Source organism: Serratia sp. PL7, from assembly GCF_945957435.1.
This window is the reverse complement of the sequence record NZ_CAMFLB010000099.1, coordinates 1-893: the sequence shown is the minus strand read 5'-3', so window position 1 is coordinate 893 and position 893 is coordinate 1. Positions and strand designations below refer to the sequence as shown.

At 52.7% G+C, this 893-nt stretch carries 1 rRNA gene; it reads left to right on the top strand.

Going from position 1 to position 893, the window contains the following annotated elements:
- A 23S ribosomal RNA gene (locus N6G83_RS54375) occupies positions 1-893 on the top strand; the annotation flags it as partial.

Here is an 893-nt window from a genome sequence, read left to right as displayed (position 1 = left end):
AGATACCAGCTGGCTGCAACTGTTTAATAAAAACACAGCACTGTGCAAACACGAAAGTGGACGTATACGGTGTGACGCCTGCCCGGTGCTGGAAGGTTAATTGATGGGGTCAGCCGCAAGGCGAAGCTCTTGATCGAAGCCCCAGTAAACGGCGGCCGTAACTATAACGGTCCTAAGGTAGCGAAATTCCTTGTCGGGTAAGTTCCGACCTGCACGAATGGCGTAATGATGGCCAGGCTGTCTCCACCCGAGACTCAGTGAAATTGAACTCGCTGTGAAGATGCAGTGTACCCGCGGCAAGACGGAAAGACCCCGTGAACCTTTACTATAGCTTGACACTGAACATTGAGCCTTGATGTGTAGGATAGGTGGGAGGCTTTGAAGTGTGGACGCCAGTCTGCATGGAGCCAACCTTGAAATACCACCCTTTAATGTTTGATGTTCTAACTCGGCCCCATAATCTGGGGTGAGGACAGTGTCTGGTGGGTAGTTTGACTGGGGCGGTCTCCTCCCAAAGAGTAACGGAGGAGCACGAAGGTTAGCTAATCACGGTCGGACATCGTGAGGTTAGTGCAAAGGCATAAGCTAGCTTGACTGCGAGAGTGACGGCTCGAGCAGGTACGAAAGTAGGTCTTAGTGATCCGGTGGTTCTGAATGGAAGGGCCATCGCTCAACGGATAAAAGGTACTCCGGGGATAACAGGCTGATACCGCCCAAGAGTTCATATCGACGGCGGTGTTTGGCACCTCGATGTCGGCTCATCACATCCTGGGGCTGAAGTAGGTCCCAAGGGTATGGCTGTTCGCCATTTAAAGTGGTACGCGAGCTGGGTTTAGAACGTCGTGAGACAGTTCGGTCCCTATCTGCCGTGGGCGTTGGAAGATTGAGAGGGG